General features: G+C 70.6%; 19 protein-coding genes. 9 read left to right on the top strand and 10 right to left on the bottom strand.

The genetic code is table 11. From position 1 onward, the window contains the following. Positions 1-20: 20 nt before the first annotated feature. The 3 genes from OG714_RS02750 to OG714_RS02740 all read right to left on the bottom strand — a co-directional run bounded on the left by OG714_RS02750 (position 21) and on the right by OG714_RS02740 (position 3,557). Positions 21-1,580, bottom strand: a complete 1,560-nt coding sequence (locus OG714_RS02750; RefSeq protein WP_406118247.1) for an ABC transporter substrate-binding protein — start codon at positions 1,578-1,580, stop codon at positions 21-23. 481 nt (positions 1,581-2,061) lie between these two features. Beyond that, a complete protein-coding gene (locus OG714_RS02745) occupies positions 2,062-3,081 on the bottom strand; it encodes a DsbA family protein (RefSeq protein ID WP_406118245.1) in 1,020 nt (339 codons plus the stop codon). Further along, positions 3,078-3,557, bottom strand: a complete 480-nt coding sequence (locus tag OG714_RS02740; RefSeq protein ID WP_406118244.1) for an RrF2 family transcriptional regulator — start codon at positions 3,555-3,557, stop codon at positions 3,078-3,080. The genes OG714_RS02745 and OG714_RS02740 overlap by 4 nt, the downstream gene beginning before the upstream one ends. Positions 3,558-3,721: 164 nt before the next feature. Here OG714_RS02740 and OG714_RS02735 point away from each other — a divergent pair, with 164 nt between their 5' ends. From OG714_RS02735 to OG714_RS02725, 3 genes are all read left to right on the top strand, one after another. Next, positions 3,722-4,228: a cupin domain-containing protein gene (locus tag OG714_RS02735; protein ID WP_406118243.1), complete on the top strand. Its 507-nt coding sequence runs from the start codon at positions 3,722-3,724 to the stop codon at positions 4,226-4,228. Positions 4,229-4,406: 178 nt separating this feature from the next. Continuing rightward, complete coding sequence (locus tag OG714_RS02730) at positions 4,407-5,768, top strand: hypothetical protein (RefSeq protein ID WP_406118241.1); 1,362 nt, start codon at positions 4,407-4,409, stop codon at positions 5,766-5,768. A 129-nt stretch (positions 5,769-5,897) separates the two neighbouring features. Further along, positions 5,898-6,575: a class I SAM-dependent methyltransferase gene (locus OG714_RS02725; protein ID WP_406118239.1), complete on the top strand. Its 678-nt coding sequence runs from the start codon at positions 5,898-5,900 to the stop codon at positions 6,573-6,575. A gap of 429 nt (positions 6,576-7,004) precedes the next feature. Here OG714_RS02725 and OG714_RS02720 read toward each other — a convergent pair whose 3' ends face one another. Next, positions 7,005-7,844: a class I SAM-dependent methyltransferase gene (locus tag OG714_RS02720; protein WP_406118238.1), complete on the bottom strand. Its 840-nt coding sequence runs from the start codon at positions 7,842-7,844 to the stop codon at positions 7,005-7,007. 103 nt (positions 7,845-7,947) lie between these two features. Next, positions 7,948-8,910 (bottom strand): NAD(P)H-dependent flavin oxidoreductase, encoded by a 963-nt coding sequence (locus tag OG714_RS02715; protein WP_406118236.1) that lies wholly within the window; start codon positions 8,908-8,910, stop codon positions 7,948-7,950. An 88-nt stretch (positions 8,911-8,998) separates the two neighbouring features. Between OG714_RS02715 and OG714_RS02710 the strand changes: the two genes are divergently transcribed. Together OG714_RS02710 and OG714_RS02705 are read left to right on the top strand one after the other, a co-directional pair. Further along, on the top strand, positions 8,999-9,454 hold the full coding sequence (locus OG714_RS02710; protein ID WP_406118234.1) for an ankyrin repeat domain-containing protein: 456 nt from the start codon (positions 8,999-9,001) through the stop codon (positions 9,452-9,454). 143 nt (positions 9,455-9,597) lie between these two features. Continuing rightward, complete coding sequence (locus OG714_RS02705; RefSeq protein ID WP_406118233.1) at positions 9,598-11,904, top strand: FUSC family protein; 2,307 nt, start codon at positions 9,598-9,600, stop codon at positions 11,902-11,904. On the opposite strand, the gene OG714_RS02700 is transcribed toward OG714_RS02705, so the two are convergent. Then, positions 11,892-12,485 carry an NADPH-dependent FMN reductase gene (locus tag OG714_RS02700; RefSeq protein ID WP_406118232.1) on the bottom strand — a complete coding sequence of 198 codons (594 nt, stop codon included), beginning with the start codon at positions 12,483-12,485 and terminating at the stop codon, positions 11,892-11,894. The genes OG714_RS02705 and OG714_RS02700 overlap by 13 nt on opposite strands. A gap of 112 nt (positions 12,486-12,597) precedes the next feature. On the opposite strand from OG714_RS02700, the gene OG714_RS02695 reads away from it, so the two are divergent. Together OG714_RS02695 and OG714_RS02690 are read left to right on the top strand one after the other, a co-directional pair. Then, positions 12,598-13,434, top strand: a complete 837-nt coding sequence (locus OG714_RS02695) for a helix-turn-helix domain-containing protein (RefSeq protein ID WP_406118230.1) — start codon at positions 12,598-12,600, stop codon at positions 13,432-13,434. A gap of 359 nt (positions 13,435-13,793) precedes the next feature. Further along, positions 13,794-14,249: an ATP-binding protein gene (locus OG714_RS02690; protein ID WP_406118229.1), complete on the top strand. Its 456-nt coding sequence runs from the start codon at positions 13,794-13,796 to the stop codon at positions 14,247-14,249. 98 nt (positions 14,250-14,347) lie between these two features. Here the strand turns inward: OG714_RS02690 and OG714_RS02685 are convergent, their stop codons facing one another. Next, positions 14,348-15,250: a LysR family transcriptional regulator gene (locus OG714_RS02685; RefSeq protein ID WP_406118228.1), complete on the bottom strand. Its 903-nt coding sequence runs from the start codon at positions 15,248-15,250 to the stop codon at positions 14,348-14,350. Positions 15,251-15,425: 175 nt separating this feature from the next. On the opposite strand from OG714_RS02685, the gene OG714_RS02680 reads away from it, so the two are divergent. Continuing rightward, positions 15,426-16,364, top strand: coding sequence for a family 2A encapsulin nanocompartment shell protein (locus tag OG714_RS02680; protein ID WP_406118227.1), 939 nt, complete (start codon positions 15,426-15,428; stop codon positions 16,362-16,364). 2 nt (positions 16,365-16,366) lie between these two features. Then, positions 16,367-18,307: a family 2A encapsulin nanocompartment cargo protein cysteine desulfurase gene (locus tag OG714_RS02675; RefSeq protein ID WP_406118226.1), complete on the top strand. Its 1,941-nt coding sequence runs from the start codon at positions 16,367-16,369 to the stop codon at positions 18,305-18,307. Between the two features lie 219 nt (positions 18,308-18,526). On the opposite strand, the gene OG714_RS02670 is transcribed toward OG714_RS02675, so the two are convergent. The 3 genes from OG714_RS02670 to OG714_RS02660 are packed head-to-tail and all read right to left on the bottom strand — an operon-like array spanning position 18,527 to position 22,886. Beyond that, the gene (locus OG714_RS02670) at positions 18,527-19,540 is read right to left on the bottom strand and encodes an NAD(P)H-dependent flavin oxidoreductase (RefSeq protein WP_406118225.1); all 1,014 of its coding nucleotides are present in this window, start codon (positions 19,538-19,540) and stop codon (positions 18,527-18,529) included. Positions 19,541-19,591: 51 nt separating this feature from the next. Continuing rightward, a complete protein-coding gene (locus OG714_RS02665; RefSeq protein WP_406118223.1) occupies positions 19,592-20,746 on the bottom strand; it encodes an acyl-CoA dehydrogenase family protein in 1,155 nt (384 codons plus the stop codon). Further along, positions 20,730-22,886: an acetate--CoA ligase family protein gene (locus OG714_RS02660; RefSeq protein ID WP_406118221.1), complete on the bottom strand. Its 2,157-nt coding sequence runs from the start codon at positions 22,884-22,886 to the stop codon at positions 20,730-20,732. The genes OG714_RS02665 and OG714_RS02660 overlap by 17 nt, the downstream gene beginning before the upstream one ends. Between the last annotated feature and the right edge of the window lie 76 nt (positions 22,887-22,962).

Here is a 22,962-nt window from a genome sequence, read left to right as displayed (position 1 = left end):
CTCCGCGATGTGACGGAGCGTCAGTTGGCGCCGATGGTCACGCCGGTCCAGTCGATGTGGGCCGGGTTCTTGGGCAGGGCGGAGATGGACTTGCTCTTCGCGATCAGGTTGGGCGAGGAGTACGTGAAGACCAGCGCCTTGCTCTGGAGGCCGGCCCGGGTCGCCGCCTGGAGGACCTTCGCGTAGTCGGGCGAGTCCAGCGGGGTCTGGCGCACCTTGGCGATGGCCGCCTCGAAGCCCGAAGGCTCGTACGGCGAGCTGAGGTTGAGCGGGCCGTTCGGACCGAAGTGCGCGGTGAGGGTCTGTGCGGCGGAGTCGCGCCCCGTCGTCCCGTAGATGGAGAGCGTCAGGTTCTTGGCGAAGAACGGCGTGGCCCAGTTCTTGTCCACCTTGATGCTCACCGTGATGCCGACCTTCGCCAACTGCGCCTGGACGATCTCCGCCGAGGGGTCTTCCGCCGGGATGACCAGGTTGAGCTTGATCTGGCCCGCCTTGTAACCGGCCTCGGACAGCAGCTGCTTCGACTTCGCCGGGTCGTAGGCGTAGTCGTTCGCGGACTGCGGGTCGTAGGCCACATACCCCTTGGGGAAGGGCTGGTTGGTGACCGAGCCGTAGCCGAAGGTCAGCTTGTCCACGAACTCCTGGCGGTTGATCGCGTAGCGGACCGCGTCGACGACCTTGGCGTTGTTGAACGGCGCCTTGTTCACGTTGAGGCTGACGTTGGAGGCGTTGAAGCCGGGCTGTACGAAGACGTCGAGTCCGGCCTTCTTGGCGGCCTCGGCCTGACTGGGGGCGATGTCGGCGAAGTTGTAGACACCGGTCTGGAGTCCGGAGACGACCGTCGCGGCGTCGGGGGCCGAGGTCAGTTCGACGTTGTCGATGTGGATGTCCTTGGCGTCCCAGTAGTCCGGGTTCTTCTTCAGGAGGACCTTGGTGCCCGGCACGAGTTGCGTGACGGTGAACGGCCCCGCGCCGACCGGGCTCTGGTCCAGCTTGGTGGGGGACTTCGCCGCCTTCGGGCTGGCGATCTGGAGGACGCGCTCGCCGAGGAGCTGGGGGATCTGGTAGTCGACCTGGCTGAGGTGGAGCACCGCGTCGAGTCCCTTCGCGTCCACCGACTTGATGGAGGTGAGGTCGCCGAAGAGCGCGGAGTTCTTCTGCTTCTGGGCGCGCAGGATGGCGGCCTTCACGGCGGCGCCGTCGACGGGTTCACCGTCGCTGAACTTCAGGTTCGGGCGCAGATGGAACGTGATCTGGTCGCCTTTGGCGTTGTACTCCCAGCTCTTGGCCAGGTCGGGCACGGCCTTGCCGGTCGCGTCCGTGCGGGTCAACGAGGAGTACACCAGGGCGAGTTCACGGAACTGAGCGCCACTGCCGCTGACGACCGGGTCCCAGTGGGTGGGGAAGTAGGAGGAGGCCCACTTCAGCGTGGCTCTGCCGCCGGCCGTCGAGGCGTCGCCGCCGCAGGCGCTGAGCGTGGGGACGAGCACGGTGGCGAGGGCGGTACCCAGGGCGGCGGCGCGCAGTCTGCCGGGGCGGAGGGCCGCCCGAGGGCTGCGAGACGTGAGTCGTCCGGACATCTTCGTTTCTTTCTTCGAGGGCTCCCGGCCGCGCCGGGGCAGCGGAAAGGAAGCGAGGGCGGCACACCCGGGGGCCGGACACCACGGAGACCGGGACGGCGGACATGCCGGTGCGGCTTCGATGAGCACGGGGGCATGCCGCGCCCAGGGCATGAGGCGTCGGCGGATCGCGGGGGAGAGCCCGAGACACGGAGGGAGGCAGAGGAGGCGACGAAACGCGAGGGGCGCGAGGAGACGGCGCTGGGCGGCGAGGCGGCGGAGTGCCGGTGCCTACGGGAGCGGGGTCAGGCGCCTGTGGGCCGGGGTCGGCGGGTCAGCGACAGAGAGCGCTACAGGTGCGCCGCAGGTCCACGTAGCGGCACACCACACCGGGGTGCGTCGTGAGCATGCTGCACATCCTGGGGGCAGCTGTCGGCGGCTGTCAATGGACACCAATTGGTGTCTCATTGGGCGGGATGGTCCCTGACCGCTGATCAGAGGCCTAGCGAGGCACGGACGGACGGGAGGGGGCGGTGACGGGGTGCACCGCGACTTCGTCCGGGTGCAGCCACAGAGGGCCGTTGCCGGTGTCGACGCGGACGGCACCGGGCGGGGGCCAGGGGCCGCCGTCGGTCAGCAGCGCGCGCTCCGGTTCGGTCAGGGTGCGGTAGTGCGCGAGTGCCGCTGCCGGGTGGGGTGTTGTGGGTGCGGGCGTCTTCGCCGGGTTCGGCGTCACGGGCGTGAGCGTGGGCGTGGGTAGCGACCCGGCGTCCGGCGTCATGGGCGCGGGCAGCAGCCCGGGGCTGAGGTCGGTGATGGCCGAGACGTACTCCTCGTACGGTCGCCAGCCGGGCACGGCGCGGTGGTGCCCGGCGGCGGTGCGCACGAGCAACGTCGGTAGCGCGTACCGGTGTTGGCCGTCGGGGGTCTCCTTGGCCGCGCCGGGATGGGGCGAGTCGCAGCCGTGCACCGACAGCACCTCGTCGACAGGCCGGCGCGCCTCGGCATGGTCGGCGCGTACCTTCGCCAGGACGTCGGGCGACGCCGCGTCGGTCGCGAGCCGGTCGACATCGAGGCCGGGTACGCCCGACACGGCGGCCAGCGCCGACTCGGGGGTGTCCGCGGGTTCCCCGAGCACGAACACGCTCTCCCGCAGCCGCCGTAGCACCCGGTCGGCGACCTGCGCACCCTGCGCCTCGGCGGCCTTCGCGACCAGCGAGGCCGGCCAGGAACTCGCGGCGACGCGGCTCAGGCGGAGTGCTCGCGGTGCGTGGGTGTGGGCGCTGATGTCCTCGACGTAGCGCGCGTACCAGGCGGTCTCCGCGGCCGGGTCGGGTGCGGGGTCGTCGTCGTGGTCGAAGAGGATGCAGTAGACGCGGCGCCAGCGGACCCGGGCGTCGCCGCTCAGCGCCGCGCGGAGGCGGCGGAAGGCGGGCTCGGATCCCCAGGCCCAGGGACACAGGGGGTCGGTGTACTCGACGATCTCCAGGGGCGGTCGGTCCGCGTCGACGCCGATGGTCATGCGGCTCCCTGGCGGGTGAGGTGCTCGCCCGGAGCGTGCTCGGCCGAGGGCTGCTCACCCGAGGCGTGCTCGTCCTCGGCCGCGGGCAGCAGCGTGGCCAGGGTCGTGCCGCCCAGGACGGCGGCGGCTTCGGCCTCGATCCGGCGCCACACCCCGGGCAGGCCGGAGGCGGGGCCGGGGTAGTCGAGTCCGGCCAGCGGTTCGCCGCGGAGGGTGATCAACTCGCCGTCCACCGCGCGGGCGACGTCCAGGAGCGTGATCTCGTCGGCGGGCCGGCCGAGCCAGTACCCGCCCTCGCAGCCGCGCTGGCTGCGCACCAGGCCGGCTCTGCGCAACTCGCCCACCACGGACTTCAGGAACCGGAACGGGATGTGCTGCGAGGAGGCGATCGCCTCGCACGTGAGCGGACGGGCAGGTTCGCAGGCGAGCTCCAACAGGGCCCGCGTGGCGTAGTCCGCCTTCGCGGAAATGTGCATGCGCACATGATGCCCGACGCGGGGCCCGTCACGAGGACTTCCCAGGGTTCCCCTCACGCCTTCCACTCATCCGCCCCCTCGTACATTGCGGGAACATTGCCGCAGGTGAAGGACAATGGACACCTCTTGACATCCTTTTCGGGGCGGCTCTAGCGTCGCCAACCATGAGCGAGCCGTTGACAACCCCCGGCGAAGGTTTCCACCCCCATCTCCACGACGCCGCAGGGCAGTCGGCAGCCCCCCTTCGCACCCGCCTGCACCACGTCCGCGCCGGCGCCCTCGACGGCGACACCGCCCAGAGCGGTGGCATGCGCAGGTTCGCCGCGGTGAGCGGCAGGACGGTCGGCTCCGAGAAGCTGTGGATGGGCCAGACCCACGTGGCCCCCTCGACCGCGTCCTCCGACCATCACCACGGCGAGTCCGAGACCGCCATCTACGTGGTGAGCGGGCACCCCGAGTTCGTCTTCCTCGACGACGCGGGCCCGCGGCCGAAGGAGATCCGTCTGCGCACGTCCCCGGGGGACTACATCTTCGTCCCGCCCTTCGTGCCGCACCGCGAGGAGAATCCGGACCCGGCGGAAGAGGCCGTGGTGGTGATCGCGCGCAGTACGCAGGAGGCGATCGTGGTGAACGTTCCGGGGCTGTACGTGCTGGGCGCGGGGGAGGCCTGAGGGGTCGACGCGGGCGTGGAGTTGAGGACCATGGGCCTTCCAACTCACGGGAGTCTGGGGCCTTTCGGCGGGCGGGACCCGTCCAACTCGCCTCCGCGTCCGCCGCCTGATCGGCTGGTGCGGCCCGTACCGGAAAGCTCGCGCACAGGGTCAGTCATGGGCCGACTAGGTTGACCGCATGACATCCCTCGGCCATCCACAACTCTCCGGGCTCGCGCGCAACCAGGCCGCTCCCGAGGACGTCCTGGTGCGGCTGGCCGCACACCCGGCCGGTCGGCACGGCCTGGCGATGCGCAGGGGGCAGTTGGCGGACGCGGTGGTCGAGGCTCTGTTGACACACGGCGGCGGTGACGCCGCGACGATGCTTCGACGGGACCGGATCTCCTCCGGGATGCGCCGCAGGATCGCCGAGCATCCGGATCCGGCGATCCGCGACGCGCACGCGGACTCCGTCCGGCACAGCGTGGACCGCGAGGTGGAGGTCGGCATCGCGGACCTGGAGGAGGTCTACGGCCGGCCCCGAACGGCGCTTGCCGGCGCACGGGATCCGAAGCTCCGCGCCGCGATCGCGCAGGCCTGGCGCGACCGTCCGATGTCGGTCCAGGCCGTACTGCTCGCCGACCCGGATCCGCGGGTCCGGGCAGCCGCCACCGTGCGTCCGCAACCGGGCGTCCCACCGGTATGGACGGACCGATGTCTCGCCGACCCGGCCGTGCGAGCCAACGTGGCGTTCTACGTCCCGCTCACGGTCGACCAGTTCGCCGAGCTGATGCGGACCGAGGACGAGGAGATCCGTGAGGCCGTAGCCGGAAACCCGCACCTGTCCGCCGACATGGTCGCCCAGCTCGTGGACATGGACGACCCGAACGTGCGCGTGGCGGTCGCGCAGAGCCGCCATGTGGACGCCGAAACACGGGACCGGCTGTACGCGCTCGTGGAAGCCGAGTGCGAGGCCGGAAGCACCGGGGCTCGGGTTGCCCTGAACTGGACCTTCATTGAACCGAGTTGGCTGCGAGAGGAACCCCTCGACGAGCGGATGACCTACCTGGACTGCCGCCAGCCGGTGTTCCGACGCGTACTGGCGTGCTGCCGGGACCTGCCCGAGGAGGCATGGCGCCGGTTGGACGACGACCCTGACATCAAGGTCCGCCGCACGGCGGCACGCCGCCCGGACACGCCGCCGGAAGTCCTGGAACGTCTCGTACGCGCCCACGGCGACGAATTCCACATCCGGCCACCGCTCGTCGAACACCCCAACTTCCCACGCCACGCGCTCCGCACGTTCGTCACCGAACGGGACCCCCACGTCCGCTACATCGCCCTGCAGGACCCCGAACTACCGGTGACAGCCCTGCACCAGCTGGCGGCGGCGCCGGAGTCCTTCCTCCGGAGGGGAGTCGCCCGCCACCCCCAGGCAACAGATGCCCTGCTGAGCCAACTCCTGGCTGACCCAGTCCCTGACGTCGCCGACGATGCCGCCGCCAACTCCGTACTGCGGCCCGGTCGGATGTACCGGATCCTGAGCGAGGCCGACGTGTGACGCGGGGGTTGTGAGGCGCGGTGGCTAGGGCAAGGGCCGCGGTCCTTCGGCAGTGAGCAACTGCGGCAGGAGTCGACGCGCTGTGTCCGGCACTCTTACATGACGTCACGCACAAGGAAGGCGTCCGCCATGTCCGACCCGCACAGCCAGATCCCCTACTGGAATGCCGCCGCGGCAACGAAGACGTTCACGCACCCACTCCATCTGCCCTGGCTGCGCGGGATCGACAGGCAGGCCGCGATTCTCGATTACGGATGTGGCTACGGCCGCACCATGGGGGAGCTTGAACAGCACGGTTTCGGTGATTTGACGGGCGCCGACACCTCGCCGGAAATGGTCAGACGGGCCCAACTCCTGCACCCCACACTGCACTTCACCACTATCGACACCCCGCCGACCTGGCCCACCCCACACGCCGAGTTCGACGCGGTACTGCTCTTCGCCGTGCTGACCTGCGTCCCCGGCGACGAGACCCAACGCCGCCTGATCGCCGAACTGAACCGCATCCTCAAGCCCGGCGGATTCCTCTACATCAGCGACCTCCTCCTGCAGCACGATGAACGCAACCGCGAGCGCTACGACAACTACGCGACTCTCTACGGCAGTTATGGCGTCTTCGAGACTGGCGACGGCGCCGTCTGCCGCCACCATTCCCGTGAATGGCTCACCGCGCTGCTCGCGGACTTCGAAATTATCGGCACGCGAACCATCACGGTGGGCACGATGAACGGCCATGACTCGACGGGGATCCAGATTCTCGCCCGAAAGCCCGCCGGCATACGGAGTTCGTTCCTGGCCCAGGCATGATTCCACCGTGCACGGGGACAGGGGCGACCGTTGGCAGGGTCGGTGCACAGGGTGTGTGCGATGCGGTGGACGGGCTCTTTGGAGTGCCCCTGGTCGGGCCCTACGAGTTGTTCGGCCGGGTCTCGGAAGCAGTCGACGTACGGGGTTGGGCCGGCAGCCGGGTGTGGCTGGTACCGGACGACGAGACCGTCCGCTCGTGTTGCGGGGGTTCGCTCAAAGTGACCACCTGCGGGCCGCGCTCGTGCAGGGCACCCTGCGGTCACTGAATGTGGAGGAGGCAGTCCCGGAAGTACGGGCCGGACCTGATCGGCCTTGAACTCGACGGGGAGTTGATCGAGCCCGTTCCCGAGCACGCCAGGCCGGCGTGGGACAGGTGGCTCACCGGGGCGCCGGAGAGCCCGGGCGCCGTGACCGGCCTGCCTGCCAGGCCTACGAGCCCGACGGCCGGCACATCGCAGGCGTCCCGGGCCTGTGCCCGGTCTGGGCTTGTCCCACGAGCATGGTCACTCGTACTTCCTCGGTGAACGGTTCGTCTGTGGGGAGTGATTGCCGGATACGTTCGGCGAGGGCGTCGCGTTCGTCCGGTCCGGGGAGCCGTTCGGCGGGAATCGCGGAGCAGACTCCGCCGAAGAGCTGGTCGAAGCCGAGCTCGTCGCGGTATTCGACGGCCAACTCCCGTACGCCGTCGTATCCCGTGGACCGAAGTGCCTTCGCATACCTCAGCCGGTCGTGGTTGCTGGTGCCGCAGGTCGCTGTCAGCGGGGTGTCCATCCATTCTTCGAGGCAGGTGCGCAGAGCCCGGGACCACGGACTGTTCTGCAACCACAGCGGCGTTCCGTTGGAGATCACGGCGATGCCTCCGCCGGTACGCAGGAGGGGTGCGGCGGTGCGGAAGAGTTCCTCGTGGCGCATCCAGTGGAGTGCCTGTCCGACGACGATCAGCGCCAGCGATTGTTCTCCCAACAGCTCGCCCAGTGCCGGGAGTTCGGTGTCTGCGCCAAGTATCCAGGTGGCGTTGCGGATCTCCTGGGTCTGCGCGGCGTGCCGGGCGAGTTGCAGCATGTCGGGTTCTGGGTCGACTCCCACCACTGAGCGGACGCGGGGTGCTAGGGGCAGGGTGAGCTGGCCGGTGCCACATCCCATGTCGAGCACGGTGTCGGCTTGTGAGAGCTGGAAGGTTTCCTGGAGGGCGTCGAAGACTTGGGGAGGGTAACCGCGTCGGTATTTCGCGTAGTACTGGGCCACTTCGCCGCTGAATCCCACTGTCATGGTTCCACTGTGCCGGGTGTCCGCCGTGCGGGACACGTGGTGCACAGGGTTATCGCTGTCCGCGGAATTCGAGAAGGAGGGCGCACGGTCCGGTGGGGTTGGCTCACTCCTTTCCGGCACGGGCGAGTGCGTTCTCGGCTTGTGTGGCAAGGGTGTTGACGAGGTCGGCTGCGGCGGGCAGGTCGTTGATGAGGTCTACGGCTTCGCCGGCCCACACGGGCAGGGCGGGTATGTCGCCCTGTGACAGGGCGACTTGGTAGGCCTGTCTGGCGTGGGGGTCGGTGGTGAGTTCGGCCTCGCGGCCGCGCCACTCGTCGAGGAAGGGATGGCCGAGGGTGCGGGCGGTGTATTTCCTTGGCCAGGGGGAGTTTCGGGCGATGTCGAGGATGCTGTTGCGCTCGGTGTCCTCTCCGCGCGCCTGAATGATGGCTGTGCTGACCGACGGGTTGACCAGGGCTTCGGCCGTGGCCTGGAAGCGGGTGCCGATGAGTGCTCCGGCGGCTCCGAGGGCGAGCGCGGCGGCCAGGCCGCGGCCGTCGGCGATGCCCCCCGCGGCGAGCACGGGCACGGGAGCCGCGAGATCCACGACGACCGGCACGAACGGCAGGGTGGAGCGACCGTGCCGGGCGCCGTGCCCGCCGCTTTCGGATCCCTGGGCCACGATGACGTCGGCACCCAGGTCCACCGCTCGCCGGGCTTCCTCCAGGTCGGTCACCTGAATGATCAGTGCCGCACCTGCCCGGCGTATCCGTTCGGCGAACGGGCTCGGGTCCCCGAAGGACAGCATCACGGCAACGGGGTTGTACTCCAGCGCGTGCTCGACCGCGGCGATGTCTGTCTGCCAGGTGAGAAACCCGATTCCCCAAGGCTCTGTGGTCTGTTCGGCGACGATGGCCACTTCGCGGGCCAGCCAGTCGCGGTCGCCGTTCGCGCTGCCCAGCAGCCCCAGTCCGCCTCCGCGGGAGACCGCTGCGGTCAGTGCGCCGCCGGCTGATCCGCCCATCGGGGCCAGTGCGATGGGGTGTTGCACACCGAACAGCTTCGTGAACGCCGTCGACAACGCCATAACCACCATCATGACCTGGTCGGCGTACGAGCTGAAGGGCGGCGGATATCAGTGGCTCTGCCTCGCGGCCCAACCCTAATCTCGGCCCATGAACCAGCGGCAGCGGAAGAAGCTCTCCGGACGTCTCTTCGGAGCAATACAAGGCGGTGACACCGCCGTTGTGTCTGCCGTACTGCGGGCCGGAGCCGACCCGGAGCGAGCCAACAGCGAGGGCACCACACCTCTCTACGCGGCTGCGGTGAACGGAGAGGCCGCGATCGCAGGGCTGCTCCTGGCGGCCGGTGCTTCGCCCGACACCGAGAGCAGCGGAATCGGCGCGGAGGGCACGCCGTTGTGCGCGGCCGCGTGTTGGGGGCACACCGAGACGGTGCGCGAGCTACTGGCCCACGGCGCGGATCCGAACGTACGGGAAGATCACGGCGCGGGCTGGTCGCCCCTGGACTGGGCGGGCAACGGTCCCCATCCCGAGACAGCCGCCCTTCTCAGCGCAGCGGGCGCCGGTTCAGACTCCGGACGACGATCGAGGGAAGGCCCGGGGACCTGACCCACCGGGGCGAGCGCGACCGCCGTCCCGCCACTCCCACGCCCCGGACCTCCACGCGGCGCACTGTGCGGGCACCGTGAATGCCGGATACTCGTGAACGGCGGGGCACAGGTGTGCTGTGCCGACAGGAGGTGCGCGAGCGCATGGACGTACCTTGGCGCCGTCTGCCCGGGCGGATCCCCACCTGGTTGCGCGACCATGATCCGGGACTCGTGGCCACTCGCCGGGCCGCGCGCACCGCGCTGGTGATGCCCGCGCTGTTCGCCCTGTGCAGCCAGGTGCTGCATTCCTCGACGATGGCGACCTACGCGGCGTTCGGTTCGTTCTCGATGCTTCTGCTGGTGGAGTTCACCGGACCCATGGTGCAGCGGCTGCGGGCGCACGTGGGTCTGGCCGTGGCCTGGGCGGTGCTCATCTGCCTCGGCTCGCTGGTGGCCCCGACGACCTGGCTCGCGGTCACCGTCATGGTCGTGGTGGGCTTCCTGGTGCTGTTCTCCGGTGTGGTCAGCTCCGTCCTCGCGGGCGCGACGACCGCGCTGCTGCTGGCCTTCATCCTCCCGGTGACCTCGCCCGCCCCGCTGTCCCAGCTGCCCGAACGGCTCGCCGGAGCGGGCCTCGCGGCGGCTGCCGCCATGCTCGCGATCTCGCTGCTGTGGCCCCGGCCCGCCGCGGACCCGCTCAGCGCACCCGCCGCCCGGGTCTGCCGCGCGGCCGCGGCACAACTGCGTACGGACGTCTCGTGGCTGGCCGGCGGGCCGGAGGCGGCCACCATCCGGCAGTGCGAGGTCACCGCCGGTCAGGCCGCCGCCGCGGCGGCGGACCTGCGCACCGCCTTCGACGCCACGCTCTACCGGCCCACAGGCCTGTCCGCCGGTTCCCGCGCTCTGGTCCGGCTGGTCGACGAACTGACCTGGCTGAGCGCCATCGTGGCCGACAGCGGCCCGCCCCTGGAGGACCGCGAAGCCTGCGACGCCGACGCGCACGCCGTACGGCGTGCGGCGGCCACGGCCCTGGACGAGGCGGCCGACATGCTCGACGCCCCGCGCAACGCGCCCGACGCCCTCCGCGCCGCCCTCGCGAACCTGCGTACGGCCATGGACGGCATGGAACTCCGCGCCACCCACCGACTGCCCGTGCACCGGCCGAAACCCGGCACGGAGTCGGAGGTCCGCGCCTTCATCGAAACCCTCGATCTGTCGTTCCGCGCCCAGGAGTTGGGGTACGCCACCCTCCAGATCGCCGGCAACGTGGACCTGGCCGCGGCCGCCGAGCGCCGCAGCTGGCCCGAGCGGTTGCTGGGCACGGAACCCGGCGCGCTGACCCAGCCGCTGGCCTCCGCCGTCGAGCGCGCCGCCGCCCACCTGGAGCCGCGCTCGGTGTGGCTGCACAACAGCCTCCGGGGTGCGCTCGGCCTCGGGATCGCGGTGGCGCTGGCGAACCTGACCAGTGCCCAGCACTCGTTCTGGATCCTGCTGGGAACCCTGTCGGTGCTGCGTTCCAACGCGCTCAACACCGGGCAGAACGCGCTCAGGGCCCTGGGCGGCACACTCGCCGGTTCTCTCATCGGGACCGGACTGCTCCAGCTCATCGGGGACCACAGCACCGTGCTCTGGTTCCTGCTCCCCGTCGCCGTGCTCATCGCCGGCATCGCGCCCGCCGCCATCTCGTTCGCGGCGGGCCAGGCGGCCTTCACCGTCACCCTGGTCATCCTGTTCAACATCGGCCAGGACCCCGACTGGCACATCGTGCTGCTGCGGATCGAGGACATCGCCCTCGGGTGCGGGGTGAGCGTCCTGGTGGGCCTGTTCTTCTGGCCGCGCGGTGCCGCGGCCGCCGTAGAGCAGGCGCTGTCGGCGGCGTACACCGAGAGTGCCCGCTACCTCGCCGACGCGGTGGAGTACGCGGCCAGCCGTTGCAGCATCGGGTGCATTCCGACCGATGCCCCGGTGGAGGCGGGCCGGCAGGCGGCCGCCGCGGCCCGCCGGCTCGACGACGCCTTCCGCAGCTACCTCGCCGAACGCGGCGCCAAGCCGGTGCGGCTGTCCGACATGACCACCCTGGTCACCGGGATCGTCGGACTGCGTCTCGCCTCGGACGCGGTACTGGAGTTGTGGCAGCGCAACGGTGGTGAGGAACCGATGGAACCCGACCGTTCCGAGGCCCGGCTCACCCTGCTCGACACCGTCGGCCGGCTGGCCGACTGGTACCGCGACCTGGCCGTCGGCCTCGGCCGGCACACCGCCGTACCAGCTCCGCTCCCACGCGACCCCGGGGAGGAGGCACGCCTGGTCCACTCCCTGCGCCGTGACCTGCGCGGCGACGACGGACACGCCACGGCGACAGCCGTCCGCATCATCTGGACCGCCGACCACCTCAACGCCGCCCGCCGCCTCCAACCCGGCCTGGCCGCCGCGGCGAAGCCGAGCGGACCGGCCGCTCACCCCGGATAGGGCACGGCGTCCCGCGCCGACCGGAGTGCCACCGCCCACCAGGCCAGCTGGTCGAGCACGGTCTTGGCGTACACAGGGGCCTGGGGATCGAGCGGACGACCGTCCTCCCACGCCGTGAAGTAGTACGGGAAGGAGAGGCCGTCGCGGATCGTCACCGCGTGGAGTTCGGTCAGTACGTTCTCCAGGTGCAGCACCGCGTGCCGGCCGCCCGCGGCACCGCCGTAGCTGACGAAGGCGACGGGCTTGGCCGCCCACTGGGTGAAGTGCCAGTCGATGGCCGCCTTCAATGAGGCGGGATAGCTATGGTTGTACTCCGGCGTGACCACGATGAAGGCGTCGGCGCGTGTCAGCGCCGAGGTCAGTGCCGTCATCCCGGCCGGGCGGGGGTAGTCGTCGCCGGCGTACTTCGGCGAGGCCGCGGGCAGTGCCAACGGGATGTCGACGGCGGCCAGATCGACGACCTCCACCTCGAAGACGCCGTGCGGGCCGACCTGTTCCTCGACCCACGAGGCCACCACCGGGCCGAACCGTCCTTCGCGCGTGCTTCCGACGACGATCACCAGCTGAGGTCTGTTGTCCATGCCCACCACGATCGGACCGCACCGGGCACCGAGCCAGACCGTGCTCAGGCTTGCCCCCGCAGGGCCACGCTGAGCACTCCGCGCCCGCCGGGGGGCGCCGTAAACTCACGGCATGGGTTCGCCGTTGGGGGATTTCCTCCGGACCACGCGAGACAACATCCAGCCGCAGTCGCTGGGGCTGCCCGATCACGGCCGCCGCCGGTCACCGGGTCTACGGCGCTCGGATCTCGCCGCGCGGGCCGGCATCAGCGTCGAGTACCTGACCCGCATCGAACAGGGCCGCGACCGCAATCCCTCGGTGGCGGTGGTGAACGCGCTCGCCGACGCGCTCAGCCTCAACTCCTCGGAGCGCGACCACCTGCGCTACCTCACGAAGATCACCGGCGGCGAGTGCTCCGCCCACACGCGACCCGCACCACCACGCCGCGAGGTCCGCCCGTCCGTCCTGGAGACGCTCCGCCTGCTGGAACCGGGCATCGCCATGGTCACCAACCGGCTGGGCGACGTCCTCGCCCACACCAGCGGCTACGAGTCGGTGACGCGCGGGACCGGACTGCTCGACGCGGACACACCGAATCTCACGCGCTACGTCTTCACCGACCCCCGCGCACGGACGTTCTTCACGGACTGGGACGACATCGCGGACGAGCAGGCCTTCGACCTGTGGCTCGGACCGTCCGTGGCGAACTCCGAGTGGTTCACCACGGAACTCGCCCGCGTCGCCGGCCCCGACTTCACCCGCCGCCTGAACCGGCATGTGGTTCCCCGGCGTGGGGCACTCCGCCTCAGCCACCCGTCCGGGTGCGAACTCCGACTGCTCCGCGAGACGCTCGAACTCCCCTCGGACGCCCAGCAGTTGATCGTGCTCCTTCCCGCGGACGACAGCACGGCCCAGGCCCTCGACCAACTCCGGCACGGGTCCCACGGGCGGCTTCGGATCATCTCCTGACACACCTTGGCTCATCTCCTGGCACACCTTGGTATTCCGCAACCACCAGGTGACAGGGCTGAGTCGGCGGGGCGGGGGTAGTCGAGACAGCGATGAGCACGGTGCTTTGAGGAGAAGGAGTGTCATGTCGGGCGTAATGGAGCGCATCAAGAGGTTCGCCAGGAGTCCCCAGGGGCGACGCACAGTGGAACAAGTACGCCGAGCCGCTGCCGACCCGCGCCGCCAGGCCCAGGCCCGGCGCCTGTTGGGCAGACTTCGCGGCCGCCGTTGAGCACACCCGCTCCGCGCCCGCGTGGCCGGGGGGAGTGAGCCGAGCGGCACACGCCACCCGCCCAGCGGCCCGCGTCACCCAAGGAGGAATGATCGCTGTGGAAGGTTCGTCACTCCGGGTGGTGGGCTGGGCCCGCACGCTTCCGTTGAACAGCGAAGTGAAATCGGCCCGGGACTGGGCGCGCGGACATCTTGAGGCGATGGACTGGACTACCACCGCTCCGGAAACGGTGGACGCCGTCCTGCTCACCGTCTCCGAGCTGGTGACCAACGCGCACCGGCACGCCCACAGCAGCGCCCAGTTGGTGATGACGTGCGACGACCACTGTCTGCACGTCTCCGTGCACGACAAGTCCGGCGACCTGCCCACTCCCCGCGAGGCCAGTACGGATCGTCTCGGTGGACGCGGCATGCTCCTCGTGGACGCGGTGGCCGATACCTGGGAGTCGCACTCCTGCCGCCACGGCAAGTCGGTCAGCGCCTGTTTCCACGCGCCCGGTGCCGGGTCGCAGGCGGCTGACCCGTCGGTGCCGCCGCAGGACTGACTCACCTTTGCCCAACAGCCCTGCCAGACCAGGCAGTTGAGCACGCGACGGCTTCGGGAACGATCACCGTGAAGCACGTTCCGCGCCTGCGCGTGCCGTCAGGCCGGCCACTCCGGTTCGGTGAGGGTCGCGGCGAGGGCGTCGAGGAGCACCTGGGCGGGCTGGGACGCGGGCGGCTTGCCGTAGACGGCGGCCGCGACCTGTCTGCGCATGCCGTCGATGCGGTGGAGTCTGACGCCCGGGTGTCTGTTGGCGAGGAGGGTGAGTCCGGGGAGCAGGCTCACGCCGAGTCCGGCCGCGACGAGTGCCTGTACGGCGACGTAGTCGTCGGTCTCGAACTCGACGATCGGTGAGAACCCGGCCCGCCCGCAGGCCGCGACGAGATGCTCGCGGCAGCGTTCGCAGCCGGCGATCCAGCGCGTGTCGGCGTAGGTGGCCAGGTCGGTCCGGCACCCGTCCCAGGAGCGGTCGGCCGGCGTGACCACGTACAACGGTTCGTCGAGGAGCGGTGTCATGGTGGTGTCGCGGCGATCGCTCTGGGGTGGGTCGCCGTGCTCGAAGATCAGCGCCACGTCGACGTCGTTGTTGCGCAGGGCGTTGAGCGCGTCCGGTGGTTCGGCCTCCCGCAAGGTCAGCTCGATGCCGGGATACCGGTCGGAGACGCGGGCGGCGGCGAGCGGCACCAGAGTGGCCAACGCCGAGGGAAAGGCCGCCAGCCGTACCCGGCCGGTACGCAGCCCGGCCAGCTCGTCCAGTTCCGCGTGCACCGACTCGACCTGCGCGAGGATCGACTCGGCGCGGTCCACCAGCAGCCGGCCGGCCTCGGTGAGCCGGATACCGCGCCCCATGCGCTGCAACAGCGGCATGCCGACCTCGGCTTCGAGCTTGGCGAGCTGATGGCTCACCGACGGCTGTGCGTAGTGAAGTGCCTCGGCGGCCGCCGTGATCGAACCCTCGCGGGCGACGGCGACCAAAACGCGCAACCGACTCAAGTCGATCATTTGCGAATCATAGACCGCGTCGATGACGGCCTCGAAAACACGCATTGGACCATTACCGGACCTACTGCGACGGTGAATCGATAGTGGGTGCGAGAGATCGCGGCCGCACGCCTCCCGTCGGCGATCTCACCCCGTCACGCGTGCCCGGTCTCCGGGCGCGGAAAGGAGATGTCGCATGACCACGGCTGTGAATCCGCCGTCGCGATCCATGTCGGTGAGCGACAGCGCGGCGCGAACCCTCGCGAACGCCACCAAGACCGTTCCCCAGATGAGCTCCATCACGCCTCGCTGGCTGGTGCATCTGATGTCCTGGGTCCCGGTCGAGGCCGGCATCTACCGGGTGAACAACGTCGTTCACCCCGAGTCGGTACGCATCGAGTGCGACAACTACGACGAGTCGCCGCTGCCCGACACCTTCGTCGACTACGCACGGGAACCCCGGGAGTACCGGCTCAAGGCCGTCCAGACGGTCCTGGACCTCCACACCCGGATCTCCGACCTGTACTCCAGCCCGCACAACCAGACCGCACAGCAACTGCGGCTGACCATCGAGGCGGTGAAGGAGCATCAGGAGGGCGAGCTGATCAACAGCCCGGAGTACGGGATGCTGGCCAGCGCGGCGGACACGCAGCGGATCTCCACGATGGCCGGGCCGCCGACGCCGGACGACCTGGACGCCCTCATCACGAAGGTCTGGAAGCAGCCGGCCTTCTTCCTCACCCACCCGGAGGGGATCGCCGCGTTCGGCCGGGAGTGCACCCGGCGCGGTGTACCGCCGGCCACGGTGAGCATGTTCGGCTCGCAGTTCCTGACCTGGCGCGGTCTGCCGATCATCCCGTCGGACAAGGTGCCGCTGGAGAACGGGAAGACGAAGTTCATCCTGTTGCGGACCGGCGAGTCGCGTCAGGGCGTGGTGGGACTGTTCCAGCCCGGGCTCTCGGGGGAGCAGGGCATGGGGTTGTCGGTGCGCTTCATGCAGATCGACCGCAGTGCCATCGCCTCCTACCTGATCTCCCTGTACTGCTCGCTCGCGGTACTCACGGAGGACGCCCTCGCCGTGCTGGACGACGTCGAGGTGGACAAGTTCCATGACTACGCCCCGAGTTACCGGTAACCATGACCACGCCCTCACCCACTGGTGACACAGCAGCCCCGGCGTGGCTGCCGGACGAGGAGACGCTGAGCCGGATGGCCGGGGAGTTCTTCCGAGCACTCCCCGGGCAGCCGGCGGACACGGCACAGCCGGCGGGCACGGAGGCTCCGGTCGTCGACGGCCCGACGCAGTGGCCGACGCCGACGGGCCCGCCGGCCGCCGACCCGTCTCCTCCGGTCCTGACGGGTCCACCGGTCGCGGACCCCGCGCCTCCGGTGCCGACAGGCACGCCCACCACGAACCCTTCACCTCCGATGCCGACCGGTCTGCCGTCCATGGACCCGCCGCCCCCGGCGCCGACCGCAGGGATGAGCCCGCCGTCCGGGCCGCCCCCGACCAGCGCCCTGACCACGTACACGGCGAACCCGCATACGGTGGGTTCGCCCGGCGGCGCCGGACCCACCCCGGAGCCGACGGCCCCGCCGGTGTCCCCGGGGCCGCAGCCCGCCCCGTTGTCGTCCACACCGGCCCGGCTGCCCGACCCGGGACCGTTCTACTTTCTCGCCGAGGCACCCGGGTACCCCGCTCGGGCGCCGGAGCTCCCCGGCTTCGGGCACCTGGGGTTGCCGCCCCTCTCCGAACCGCTGTCACCGACGGCGACGACCGCGCCGTACTACTTCGTCCAGGAACCCGACGTATCCGGTGCGCCGTCGGGACTGCCGCTCGACCACCACCCGGCGTTCGACGTGCAGGCGGTCCGCCGGGATTTCCCGATCCTGTCCGAGCTGGTCAACGGCCGTCCGCTGATCTGGCTGGACAACGCCGCGACCACGCAGAAACCGCAGGCGGTGATCGACCGGCTGGTCGAGTTCTACTCGCGGGAGAACTCCAACATCCACCGGGCGGCGCACGAGCTGGCCGCCCGGGCGACGGACGCCTACGAGGGTGCCAGGAAGACCGTCGCCCGGTTCGTGGGGGCGGGTTCCGCCGAGGAGATCGTGTTCGTCCGGGGCACCACCGAGGCGATCAACCTGGTCGCCAAGGCATGGGGTCCCGCGCACATCCGCGCGGGCGACGAGATCGTGATCTCCCATCTGGAGCACCACGCCAACATCGTGCCCTGGCAGATGCTGGCGGAACAGACCGGTGCGGTGATCAAGGTGATCCCGGTCGACGACGACGGGCAGTTGCTGCTCGACGAGTACACCGCGCTCCTGTCGGACCGGACCAAGCTCGTCGCGGTCACCCAGATGTCCAACGCGCTCGGCACCGTCGTGCCGGTCGAGCAGGTCATCCAGATCGGACACCGCGCCGGGGCACGCGTCCTGGTCGATGCCGCGCAGTCGGTCCCGCACCTGCCGATCGACGTCAGGGCGCTCGACGCGGACTTCCTGGTCTTCTCCGGGCACAAGCTGTTCGGGCCGACCGGGATCGGGGTGCTCTACGCCAAACGGGAGGTCCTTGAGGACATGCCACCGTGGGAGGGCGGCGGCAACATGATCACCGACGTCACCTTCGAGAAGTCCAGCTACCAGCCGCCGCCCGGTCGCTTCGAGGCCGGCACCGGCAACATCGCCGACGCGGTGGGCCTGGCCGCGGCCATCGACTACGTCGAGCGCATCGGCCTGCCGAACATCGCCGCGTACGAGCACACCCTGGTCGAGCACGCCACCGAGGGCCTGCGCGGTGTGCCGGGGCTCCGGCTGGTGGGCACGGCCCCGAACAAGGCGAGCATCGTGTCGTTCGTCCTGGACGGCTACGAGCCGGCCGAGGTCGGCACCGCGCTCAACGAGGAGGGCATCGCGGTGCGTTCGGGCCACCACTGCGCGCAGCCGATCCTGCGCCGGTACGGCCTGGAGGCCACCGTCCGGCCCTCGTTCGCCTTCTACAACACGCACGGGGAGGTGGACACGCTGATCGCGGCGGTCCACCGGCTCGCGGACCGCCGTGGCGGGCGCCGCTAGTCCGTACCCGTTCCCTCGACCCGCTTGCCGCCCGTCGCGTCCAGTGGTTCGCCCCCTTCTTCAGGTCGTACGTGCCGTAGGTACCGGAGTTGTCCTGACAGCCGGCCTGGTTGGGCATGGAGAAGTAGCTGCTGTACGGCTTCAGTTGGACGGGGAGGTCCTTGCCGAAGGCGGCGGCGAGGACGTGCGGTCGATGGCGTGCCGGGGGCGGCCGACCGGTCAGCCGACCACTGCCGGGCTCATGTCGGCCGACGGCACGAGCTGGCGCCGGAGGCGGTCGCGGATGATGCTCTCGGCGTCCGCGACTATCGTGCGGACCACCGTCTCGCAGCTCTCCACGCTGTCGATGAGGCCCTGCGCCTGACCGGCCCACCACATGCCGCCCTCGACATCGCCCTCCCGCATTACCCGCTGCCTGGCGCGTTTCCCGGAGGCGAGTTCGGCCACGTCGGAGAAGCCGGCCCCGGGTCGCGCGCCCAGGCGGGCGATGTCCTGGGAGACCGAATTACGCGCCACCCGGGCGGTGTTGCCGAACTCCCGGAACACGATCTGGGTGCCGCGCTCGTCGTTCGCGACGATCCGGGCCTTCACGTTCGGGTGGATCGGCGCCTCCTCGGTCGCCTCGAACCGGGTCCCCATGTTGATCGCGCACGCCCCGAGCGCCAGGGCCGCGACGAGCCCGGAGCCGGTGGCGAAGCCGCCGGACGCGATGATCGGGATGCGAAGCCTGCGGGCGGCGGCCGGGATCAGGACGAGGCCGGGGACGTCGTCCTGACCGGGGTGCCCGGCACACTCGAACCCGTCGATGCTGACGGCGTCGACGCCCAGTGCCTCGGCCTTCAGCGCGTGCCGGACGGCGACGGCCTTGTGGACGACCTTCACCCCGGCCTCCTTGAGCGCCGGCAGGTGCGGTGCCGGGTTGCTGCCCGCCGTCTCCACGACCTTCACACCCGAGTCGATGATGACCGCCCGGTAGTCGTCGTACGGCACCGGTTCGATGGTGGGCAGGATGGTGAGGTTGACGCCGAACGGCTTGTCGGTCAGTTCACGGCAGCGCGTGATCTCCCGTGCGAGCGCCTCCGGGGTGGGCTGGGTCAGCGCGCTGAGGAACCCCAACGCACCGGCGTTCGCCACGGCCGAGATCAGCTCGGCGGTGCCCACCGCGAGCATTCCGCCGCACACGACGGGATGTTCGACCCCGAACATCTCCGTGAACTCGTTCTGGAAGGTCATGTCACTCCTGTTGCCGGGGAAGGGGCGAGGACGTCACAGGCGTCAGAGCCGTCAGAGGCGTCGCGAGATGATCAGCCGCATGATGTCCGAGGTGCCCTCCTCGATCTCCTCCAGCTTGGCGTCGCGCATCCACTGCTCGACGGGGAACTCGCGGGAGTAGCCCCAGCCGCCGAGGGTCTGAACGGCGCCCCAGGTCACCGCCATCGAAGTCTCCGAGGCCTGGAGCTTGGCCATGGCGGCGAGCTTCGTGGCATCCGCGCCGGCGTCCATCCGGCGTGCCGCGTGCAGGGTCAGCAGCCACGCGGACTCGATTCGGGTCGCCATGTCGGCCAGCCGGAACGCGACGGCCTGGTGCTCGATGATCGGCTTGCCGAACTGCTTGCGCTCGCGGGCGTAGCCGAGCGCGTACTCGTAGGCCGCACGCGCCGCTCCGGTCGCCGCGGCGGCCAGCACGATCCGCGATATGTCGAACGTCCTCATCAGCCCGCGGAAGCCCTGCCCCTCGTCCCCGAGGCGGTCGGACTCGGGCACGAAGACGTCGTCGAAGAAGATCTCGCGGCAGACGATGGCGCGCTGGCCCATCTTGCGCATGGGCTCGCCGAACCTCATCCCCTCGGCGCCCTTGCGCAGCAGGAAGGCGGTGACCCCGGAGGAGCCCCGGCCGGGGTCCGTCTTGGCGAAGACCACGTACTGGTCGGCCAGGCCCGCGTTGGAGATCCACACCTTCTGCCCGCTGATCGCGTAGCCGCCCTCGACCCGGACGGCCGTGGTGGCGATCGACGCGGCGTCGGAACCCGCTTCGGGTTCGGTCGTCGCCAGCGCGGTGTGGAGCGGGTTCGGACCGGCGAGCGGACGCAACCACTCCGCCTTCTGCTCCCCGGTGCCGAGCGCGAGCAGCGGGTCGGCGAAGAACCCGTTGGAGCAGACGAAGTTGCCGATGCCCGGGTCGCCCCAGCACATCTGCTCCTGGACCAGGCACTGGGTCACGACATCGGTGAAACCGCCCCCGCCGTACTCCTCGGGCAGCATGAAGTCGGTGATGCCGACCTTGGCCGCGGCCCGGAAGATGTCCAGCGGTGACTCGATGTCACGCTCGTCGACCTCGCGTCCGCGCGGCCGGATCTCGTTCGCGGCGAATTCCCGGCACAGTTCGACGATCGCCCGCTGCTCATCGGTCAGCGGCCAGGGCTCAGTGGACGTGCTCACGCGATATCTCCTGCTCCTCGGTGGGTTTCCGGTGGCCGTTCACCCCGGTTGTCTCTGGTACGGCTTCTGCGGTACTGGCGGTACTGGCGGTACTAGCGGTACTGGAGACGACGAGCGCGTCCACGGCGAGTGCGCCCTCGGGTCCGACCCGGATCGGGTTGACCTCGATGTCCGCCACGCCGGAGGTGGCCGCGATCGCCTCAGACACGGCGACGATCGCGTCGATCAGCGCGTCGAGGTCGACCGCCGGCTGTCCCCGCCAGCCGTCCAGCAGCCGACGCGAGCGCAGACGGTCGAGCATCCCGGCCGCCGTCCGCCGGTCGACCGGTGCCAGCTCCAACGACACGTCACGCCAGAGTTCGGCGTGGACCCCGCCATGGCCCACGGTCACGGTCGGACCGAGGTCACGGTCCCGGCGGGCGCCGATCAGCATCTCGACGACGCCCGGCCGGGTGTCCTGCTCCTCCACGACATACTCGCCGGGGCCGAGCCGTCCGTACATCTCGCGGAACACGGCAGTGGCGGTGTCCGGGCCCAACCCGGTTCTGACAGCCTGGTGTTCGCTCTTGTGCTCGATCCAGCCGGCCTTGAGCACCAGCGGCGGTCGCAGGGACGCGCAGGCCTCCGCGAACCCGGCCGCGTCGGTGACCCGCCTCGCCTCGGGCATCGCGATGCCGAGTGCGGTGAGGAACGTACGAGCCGCCCAGTAGCCCGGCGTCGGGGCGGCCGCTCCGGTCCGTACGGTCATCGGCGCGGGGCGGGGCTGTCCGCCCAGCCGGGTCACGTGGCCCAGCGCGCCCAGGGCAGCGTCGATGGTGTCGAAGACCGGGACGCGGTGCTCCCGTAGCCGGGTGACCGCGGGCGATGAGGCGCTCATGCTGTGCACGATCAGGGGCACGCGCGCCGCGTCCGTCCGGTGGCCGCGACCCAGGCGACCCAGGCGGCCGAGGCGGTCGATCACGGCGGACTCGGCGTCCACGAGGCTCGGCGTGTCCTCGCCGTAGCGGCCGAGATATCCCGACAGGACGATCGAGTCGACCTCGCCGGAGGCGGCCACCAACTCGGTGACCCACGCGTAGACCTGGAGATCCGCTTCCCCGGCGCCCGCGAGGTCCACCGGATTGGACACCGCCGCGGTGGCGGGGAGCAGGGCACGCAGGCCGGCCTGTAGCCGGTCGGTGAAGACAGGCGCACGAAGTCCCCGGCCGGCGGCCAGGTCGGCGGCGATCCCGCCCTGCCCGCCGCTGTCGCTGATGATCGCGACCCGGCGTCCGCCCGGTGGCGCGGTCGCGTCCAACACCCGTGCGGCGTCGACGAGTTCACGCGGCGTCGCCACGCGAAGGGCTCCGGCGGCGCGGCACGCCGCGTCGACGACGTCGAGCGCCGAGGTCATCGAACCGGTGTGGGACCGCGCGAGCCGACGGCTGCCCTCGCTGGCACCGGTGGTGAGCAGCAGGGCGTGTTTGCCCGCGCGGCGCAGGGCGTCGAGGGCGGTGACGATCCGTGCCCCGTCGGCGAAGCTCTCCAGATAGAGCGCCACCGTGGTCGTGTGCTCGTCGGCGACGAGGGATTCGAGTACGTCGGCGGCTCCCACGTCGAGCTGGTTGCCGACCGAGCAGAAGCGGGACACGCCCAGTCCGGCCCGTGCGCCGAGGCCGGCGATCTCGGAGCCGAGCTGACCGCTCTGCGAGACGATCGCCAGCCGCCCGGGCGTGAAGTCCCCCCAGGTGAGCCGGAGTTGAGTAGCGGCGTTGAACAGCCCGAGACTGTTCGGCCCGATCATCCGCGCGCCCGACTCGCGCAGCAGCGCGGCGAGTTCGGCCTCGTCGGCGCCGAGTCCCGCGGTGATCGCGAGGAACGCGCGGCAGCCCTTGGCGAGGGCGTCCCGGACGACGGGAAGGACGTTTTCCGGCGGCACGCACAGGGCGACCAGGTCGGGGGTCCCCGGCAGGTCACCCACCGTCGCGCGGCAGGGCTGCCCGAGGACCTGCGCGGCACGGCGGTTGACCAGCCACACCTGCCGCCGGCCGGCTCCCGCGAGGGCACCGGTGGCGAGCCAGTGACCCCATTTGGCGCGGTCCTCGGTGGCACCGACGACGGCGACGGACGAGGGGTCGACGAAGGCCTGCGGAAAGGACACGGACGGTCTCCCGGTCTCGGGGGGCTCGGGTACGGGAATCCCGGGCGGGCCGGAGCTGCCGTCTGCGGTGCCGAAC

Origin of the sequence: Streptomyces sp. NBC_00989 (assembly GCF_045162655.1) — a bacterium.
Taxonomy (GTDB): Bacteria; Actinomycetota; Actinomycetes; order Streptomycetales; family Streptomycetaceae; genus Streptomyces.
This window is presented reverse-complemented; position numbering and strand designations above follow the sequence as displayed.